This window comes from Kitasatospora sp. NPDC059327 (genome assembly GCF_042752535.1).
Taxonomy (GTDB): Bacteria; Actinomycetota; Actinomycetes; order Streptomycetales; family Streptomycetaceae; genus Kitasatospora.
On the sequence record NZ_JBHYYB010000049.1, the window covers coordinates 57,865 to 64,733 of the forward strand.

5 protein-coding genes are annotated in these 6,869 nt (G+C 75.9%); 4 read left to right on the forward strand and 1 reads right to left on the reverse strand.

Annotation, left to right across the window (positions count from 1 at the left end; all coding sequences use genetic code 11):
- Window positions 1-196 precede the first annotated feature (196 nt).
- The 3 genes from ACFXHB_RS26755 to ACFXHB_RS26765 all read left to right on the forward strand — a co-directional run bounded on the left by ACFXHB_RS26755 (window position 197) and on the right by ACFXHB_RS26765 (window position 2,281).
- Window positions 197-976: a sigma 54 modulation/S30EA ribosomal C-terminal domain-containing protein gene (locus ACFXHB_RS26755; RefSeq protein ID WP_380577185.1), complete on the forward strand. Its 780-nt coding sequence runs from the start codon at window positions 197-199 to the stop codon at window positions 974-976.
- Window positions 977-1,162: 186 nt separating this feature from the next.
- Entirely contained in the window at window positions 1,163-1,585 is a 423-nt protein-coding gene (locus ACFXHB_RS26760; protein ID WP_380577186.1) for a hypothetical protein, read from the forward strand.
- 84 nt (window positions 1,586-1,669) lie between these two features.
- Window positions 1,670-2,281: an SMI1/KNR4 family protein gene (locus ACFXHB_RS26765; RefSeq protein ID WP_380577187.1), complete on the forward strand. Its 612-nt coding sequence runs from the start codon at window positions 1,670-1,672 to the stop codon at window positions 2,279-2,281.
- A 307-nt stretch (window positions 2,282-2,588) separates the two neighbouring features.
- Here ACFXHB_RS26765 and ACFXHB_RS26770 read toward each other — a convergent pair whose 3' ends face one another.
- Window positions 2,589-3,974, reverse strand: a complete 1,386-nt coding sequence (locus ACFXHB_RS26770) for an NAD(P)/FAD-dependent oxidoreductase (protein WP_380577188.1) — start codon at window positions 3,972-3,974, stop codon at window positions 2,589-2,591.
- Between the two features lie 443 nt (window positions 3,975-4,417).
- Here ACFXHB_RS26770 and ACFXHB_RS26775 point away from each other — a divergent pair, with 443 nt between their 5' ends.
- On the forward strand, window positions 4,418-6,715 hold the full coding sequence (locus ACFXHB_RS26775; protein WP_380577189.1) for an RICIN domain-containing protein: 2,298 nt from the start codon (window positions 4,418-4,420) through the stop codon (window positions 6,713-6,715).
- Window positions 6,716-6,869 lie beyond the last annotated feature (154 nt).

A 6,869-nucleotide genomic window follows, 5' to 3' on the forward strand; every position in this document is an offset into this window, starting at 1 on the left:
CGGTGGAGCGCGCGGGCGCGGCCCGAGTGCGGTGTTCGCGGGCGGCGGCCGGGGGCCGGAGGTGGCGGGAGCGCGCGGCCCGGCCGTTCGGCCCGGGCCGGGTGGTACCCGGCCTTGCCCCACAGACAAGGTCTTTCGGCCCTCGGCCGCGGGGCCCCGGCCGGTCCAGCATGGTCCGGAGCCAAGGAGGACCCTGATGACCCGTCTGCGCCACCGCTCGGCCCCCGACGTGCGGGTGGAGATACGCGGCGAACTGCCCCGCGCCGATGCCGAGTACGCGCGGGCCCGGGCGCTGGACGTGAGCGTGGCCCTCGGCCCCGGAGCCTCCGACGCCCGGGTCCGGCTCACCCGGCTGCGCCACCCCGCACTCGCCCGGCCGGTCGTGGCGCAGGCCGCGATCGAGCTGGCGGGCGCCGGTCCGGTCCGGGTGCAGCTGGCCGCCGCGACCGGGGTCGAGGCGGTGGACGTCGCGCTCGGCACCCTGGCCGGCCGCGCGGCGCGACTGCGCGAGCTGGGGGACATCGGGCTCGCCGCCGTGTACGAGAGCGCCTACCGGCCGCAGTACGCGCCCCGACCGCTGGCCGAGCGCCGGATCGTCCGACGGAAATCGGTCACGCCGGCCCGTCGCACCCCCGACGAGGCGGTCCGCACGATGCTGGCGCTGGACCACCGGTTCCACCTCTTCACCGACGCGCTCACCGGCCAGGACAGCGTCGTCCACCGCGGGGCCGAGGGCGGCGGCCTCCGGCTGGTCCGCGCCCACTCGACCGCGCGGCTGGGCGTCTGCGGCTTCCCGCTGACCGAGAGCCCGCGCCCCGCGCCCCGGCTGGACCTGGCCGAGGCGGCCCGCCGGCTCTGGCTCACCTGCCTGCCCTTCGTCTTCCACACCGATCCCGGCGACGCGCGCGGCCGGGTGCTCTACCGCCGCTACGACGGTCACTACGGCTTGATCACGCCGGTAGCGGAGGCCCGTTGAGGGGCAGGTATCGGTCGGCACCGGCCGACCGGGCCGGCCGCCGCTCCCGCGGCCGGGCCGGTTCCGCACGGCGGTTCCGCACGGCCCCGCACCGCCCGCACGCCCCGCACCGCCCGCACGAGCGACGAGCGGACGAGCACCCGACCGACCGGCACACCCCCCTAGCGCAAGACGGGAACTGGGACCATGGACTGCGAAGAAGTCATGCTGACCGTCCGGATCTCCGCTGCCGAGCGGGCCCTGCTGCGTGAACTGGCGCGCGGCCACGGCGGTGACGTGTCGGAGGTCGCCGTGGACGGCCTGCTGGACGTCATCCCCGCCCTGCACGGCGACGCCGGCGTGCTGGCCCTGCTCCGCGTCCTCGCCCGGCCCGCGCCGTGCGCCGTCACCCTCTGGCTGCCGGTACCGGTCGCCGACCTGCTGCCGCTGGTCGGCGAGCGGGTCACCCGGGTGGCCGGACTGCGGGTCGGACCCGCCAGCGCCGCGCTCGCCGCCGGGCTGCGCCTCTGGCTGGCGGGCGATCCGGACCGGTTGGCGGCCTCCCTCGCCACCATGCACGCGCACGGCGCCCACCGGTACGGCCTCGGAAGCCTGGGCGTCGCGGCCTGAGGTCGCCGCGGTCCGGGGGCGCGGTCCGGCCCGCTCCCCCGGCCGGATCCGGCATTGTCGTACCCCTCTGGTACTCCTGACGGCATGACCGACCACGCCTCGTCCGACGAGCTCGCTCTGCTGCGTGCCGCCTTCACCGCCGGTCCGGCGGACGGTCCGGCGGCCGGTCCGGCCGGTCCGGTCGCCGGCCGGAGCGAGCCCGCCCGGCGGACACCGCCGCTCGGTTGGGACGCGGTGCGGGCCTTCGAGGCGGAGCACGGCATCGTGCTGCCCGAGCCGTACCGGACGGTCGTGGCCGAGATCTGTGACGGCTGCTCGGACGGCCCGCCGTACTACGGGCTGATACCGGTCGCCGCGCTGCCGGCCGACTGGGGCGCCGGCCGTCCGCCGCGGGTGCTGGCGGAGCCGTTCCCGCTGACCGCGGCCTGGCAGTGGGAGGACGACCCGCGCCCCGAGGAGGAGGTGGACGCCCTGCTGGAGCGGGTCTTCCAGCACGGCTCGATCGTGTTGGGCACGGATGGCTGCGGGATGTACTGGCACCTGGTGGTCTCGGGCCCCGGGCGCGGTGAGGTCTGGCTGATCACCGGGGAGGGGGCGGTCCCCCACGGCACCGCGGACGGCGGATCGGCGGGGGAGCCGGGCTTCGCGGGGTGGGTCGGGCGCTGGGCGGCGGGCCTGCCCTGGTGGTCGGAGTGACGCCGGGAGCAGGGGGGTCGGACGGCATGTGCCGGGCAGGAAGTCGGCCGGTCGGAGTGCTGGTCACGAGGTCGGCGCGGGTCTAGCATTCCCGTCACGGCAGCCGGGGTCCGGACGTTCGGAGCACCCCGGCCGGGTGGCCGCCACCACCCCATGCCGGGGAGCGCGTACCCCCCGAGCGCGCTTCCCGGTGCCGGCCGTACACGCGCCCGCCGGCCGTCCGCACCGCCGGCCGTCCGCGCCGCCGCCCGGCGACCCGTCCGCCGGAGTCGTCGAACGGGTCGCCGGTCCGGCCCGGGGCGGGTGCTCAGTACGGTCCGGTCAGTTCGGCCACCCGTGGGAAGCGGGCGACCGCCTCGGCGACGGTCGGTGCCGCCGACCGGCGGGGGCGCAGTGTGGCGAGGGCCACCGAGGGCGAGGTCAGCCGGGCGGCGGGGGCGGCGAGCGAGAAGACGTCGAAGTAGGCCGCCGAGACGCCGGGGTCGGTGAGAGCCGCGTGCAGCAGTCGGCCGGTGTACCAGCGGGTGAACCGGCCGGCGGGCCGGTGGGCCGGGGGCTCGTTCGACCGGACGCCGGGGAAGGCCCGGTCCTGCTCCTCAGCCATGTTCCAAGGGGTGTCGACCGCACGGGCGATCCGCTGCTGGACGGCGCCGCTGACGTGCGGGTGGAGTCCTTCGGTGTCGAGGGTGGTCCGGATGGCGACCGCGCACTGGGCGGCGACCGCCATACCGTGGCCGTAGACCGGGTTGAGGGCGGCCAGCGCGTCGCCGGTGGCGGCGAACCCCGCCGGGGTGCCGTTCCGGTAGCAGCGGCGGCGGTTCAGCGTGCCGTGGCAGGTGCGGATCGGACCGATGGGGCGGGCGACGCGGGCGAGGTCGTGGACGACCGGGTGGTCGAGCCCCCGGAGGAAGGTGTGGAACTCGGCCTCGGTGCGGGAGGGTTCGCCCGCCCGGGTGCCGGAGAGGGTGATGATCCACCGGTCGTTCTCGATCGGGACGACGGTGGCGCCCCGCCCGGGCGCGCGTCGGCCGGGGACGGGGACGATGCTGACGATCGGGAAGCCCTGGTTACCGTGCGGGGCGTCGAACAGGCGGGCGGAGTAGGCGAGTCCGGCGTCCACCGTCAGCTCGCGGGGGCCCGCGGAGCCCAGCGCGCGCAGCCAGCGCGGGGCCTGCGAGCGGCGTCCGGTCGCGTCCACCACCAGGTCGGCCGGCAGGTTCTCCCGTGATCCGTCCGGGTTCTCGACCAGTGCCCCGCGGACCTGGGCCGCGTCGCCGGTCAGGCCGAGGACGGAGGTGCCCTCGCGGATCGTGACACCGGCGCGGCCGCGCAGCCGCTGCCGGACGGTGTGGTCGAGCAGGTGCCGGCTGCAGGCGATCAGGTAGGCGGTCGACTCGAAGGCCTGGAGCCAGCCCGGGCCCAGCCGCATCAGCAGGCCGGAGGGCATCGGCCGCCGGTGGGCCCCGGCGGTGAGCAACGCGTCGACGGTTCCCGGGAGAAGGGCGTCCACGGCGTCGGCACCGCCGCCGAGCAGGATGTGGCTGAAGTCGCCCTGCGGCAGTCCCCGGCGGGGGTGCGGCCCGTCGGGGAGGGTGTCCTGCTCGACGACGGTGACGTGCCGGGCGTGCGGTTCGAGGGCCGCGGCGGCCAAGAGCCCCGCCAGGCCGCCGCCGAGTACGAGGGCGGTGCTCACCGTACTCCGGTGTGACGGTGGCCGACGGGGTCGCGCCCCCGGCCGGAGCTCAGCGGACCCGGCTCCATGCGCCGCCCTTCGGTCTTCGGTCGCCGGTCGGTCGACCGGGGTAGCCCATTCTGGCCAGCGGTCACAACTGTTCAAAGGGCAACCATCGTTCTTTCGCTCGCACGGGTGATCAAGGAGCCCCGGCGACGCCTCGCGCCCGGGCTGCCCGCCGCGCGCCGGGGTGCCCCGCCCGCGTCCCCGCGCGCGTTCCCGCCTGCGGCCGGTTCGCCGGGCTGCGCCAGGGCGTTCGAGGAGGTCTCGCAGACACGCGCGATTCTCGAAAGGAGGTTTTTGTTATCCGGTCCGGCCGGGTCCGCTCTCCGGAGTGTCGGAAGGTCCGGCCGCCGCGTCGAGCGGCGGGCGGGCCGTCGCACCGAGGAGAGGAGAAGAACACGATGGGAAACCGGAGCAGCGAACACCGGAGTACGGACCGTCGGCGTCGCGGGCGCGGCAGGCCGGGGCGCCGGACGGCGCTCCTGGCCGCGGCGGTCGTGGCCGGGCTGGTCGCGGGCGCGCTGGGGGTCCAGACCGCGTTCGAGCCGGCCGCGGACCGCAGCACGGCGGCGGCGGTGGACGGTTCGGCCGACCGTGCGGAGGCGGGCACGGCCGGAGCGGTCACCGAGGACGGCGGGCCGGGGGAGACCGGTACCGCGGAGGGGGCCACCCAGGCGCCCGCCCCGCAGCGGGAGAAGAAGGCCACGCCGCTGCGCGAGATACCCAAGGACCAGCCGGAGCGCGGCCTGGTCTACGCGGGACTGACCCTGCCGACCGGCGACCGGTGCGCCGGCTCGCTGGAGGTCTCGGGCGGGCAGCTGTGCAGCCACGGCCCGGACGCGCCGCCCAAGGACATCGACATCCGCAAGGACGTCCCGCCGGTGGCCGCCGCGGCCGCCCCGGCGCCGGTGCTCACCCCGGCGCCGGACGCCCAACCACCTGCCGTCGCCGACCTGTTGAAGGGGGCGACGCCGGTTCTGGACGCGGGGCAGAAGGCCCTCCTGGGTGACGCGGGCGCCCCCGCCGGAGCACCGGCCCCGCAGCAGAACGCGGCCGCCGGCGCGTTGGTCTGCGAGGGTGACGGCAGCACCGGCAACCGGGTCCAGGCGGTGTACGTCCACACCCCCGGGAACGACCGGTTCGCCCAGTACCTGGCCTCGTTCAAGAAGTGGGCCGCCGAGGTCGACGTCATCTACAACGCCAGTGCCCAGGAGACCGGTGGTGTGCGGCACGTCCGCTTCGTCACCGAACCCGACTGCACCGCTTCGGTGTTGAACGTGCAGATCGCGGACTCCGAGATCCAGGACTTCAACGCGAGCAACCGCGCGCTGGCCGCGCAGGGGTTCAACCGCAAGGACCGCAAGTACATGATGTTCACCGACGCCAAGGTCTACTGCGGCATCGGCACCTTCGCGGGCGACGAGCGGCCCGGGCAGGACAACCTGAGCAACTTCGGTCCCTCGTACGGCCGGACCGACTCCGGCTGCTGGGGCGGGCACACGGCGGCGCACGAACTGGGCCACAACCTGGGCGCGGTGAGCAACAGCGCGCCCAACTCCAGCAAGGGCGGCCACTGTGTCGACGAGTGGGACCTGATGTGCTACTCGGACACCCCGTACTACCCGGCGATGAAGACGGTCTGCCCGGACAACGCCAGTGATGCCCGGCTCGACTGCCACCATGACGACTACTACAACACCGCACCCGCTCCGGGCAGTTACCTGGCCACGCACTGGAACGTCGCCAACAACCGCTTCCTGATCGCGGGCGGCGGCACCGGTCCGAACCCCAGCCCGACCCCGACGGCCACCGCGACGGCCTCGCCGACCCGCACCGCCACGCCGAGCCCGACCGGAACCTCGACCGGCACCCCGACCCCGACTCCCACGCCGACCGCGACGACGACCCCGACCCCGACCGGGAGCCCGACGGCGACCACGACCCCGTCGCCCACCGGCTCGCCGACCCGCACCGCCACGCCCACGCCGACCGCCTCGCCCACCACCGGCAGCACCGGACCTGAGGTGACGACCAGTCAGATCACCCAGAACTCGGTGATGCTGAGCTGGCCGGCCGCGCCGGCCGCCGCCGGGTACGACGTGCTGCTGAACGGCCAGACCCTCGGCTCCGTCCGCTCCACCGTCGTCGGTGTCGTCCGGCTGGCGCCCGCCACCTCGTACACCGTGGCCGTCGCCGTGCGGGACGCCGCGGGCGCCGTCTCCAAGCCCGGCCGCGCCGCCAGCTTCCGCACCCTCGCCGACGGCGGCCAGCCGCAGCCCGGCAGCCGCTACACGCTGGTGAACGGACTGACCGGCCAGGCCGCCGACCTCTGGGGCAGTTCGCTCAACGACGGTACGGTGGCCATCGCCTACCAGCGCACCGGCTACGCCAACCAGAAGTGGAGCTTCGAGGAGGCCGGTTCGGGCGCGGTGCGGATCAAGTCCGCCCGCTCGGACAAGTGCCTCCAACTGGGCGGCGACCCGGTGGCCGGCCAGTACCTCGCGCAGCAGCCCTGCTCCGGCGCTGCCGCGCAGAAGTGGCGGCTCACCCCCTCGGCCGGCGGGTTCACCCTGGGCGCCGACGGATCGAACCTGGTCCTGGGCGTCAGCAACCGCTGGTACTACGGCGGTTGGCTGCTGGAGCTGCAGAAGCCCAACGGCCAGGCCTACCAGTCCTGGACGCTGCAGAAGACCGGCTGACGGCGGGTCGCCCCCGTCATAGCCGTCCCCCCCATCACCCCGCCGGGGGGGGCCCGCCGGCGCCGGCGGCGGCGGCCGCACCCGGGCGCCCCCCCCCCCCCCCCGGCTAGCCCCCCAAGCCGCCCCCCCCGGAGCCGGCCCCCGCGGCCCGGGC

What these genes read in the sequence shown, in the direction of transcription:
- ACFXHB_RS26760 (WP_380577186.1), top strand. Translation starts at nt 1,163, where the DNA reads ATGGACTGCGAAGAAGTCATGCTGACCGTCCGGATCTCCGCTGCCGAG.
- ACFXHB_RS26765 (WP_380577187.1), top strand. Translation starts at nt 1,670, where the DNA reads ATGACCGACCACGCCTCGTCCGACGAGCTCGCTCTGCTGCGTGCCGCC.
- ACFXHB_RS26755 (WP_380577185.1), top strand. Translation starts at nt 197, where the DNA reads ATGACCCGTCTGCGCCACCGCTCGGCCCCCGACGTGCGGGTGGAGATA.
- ACFXHB_RS26775 (WP_380577189.1), top strand. Translation starts at nt 4,418, where the DNA reads ATGGGAAACCGGAGCAGCGAACACCGGAGTACGGACCGTCGGCGTCGC.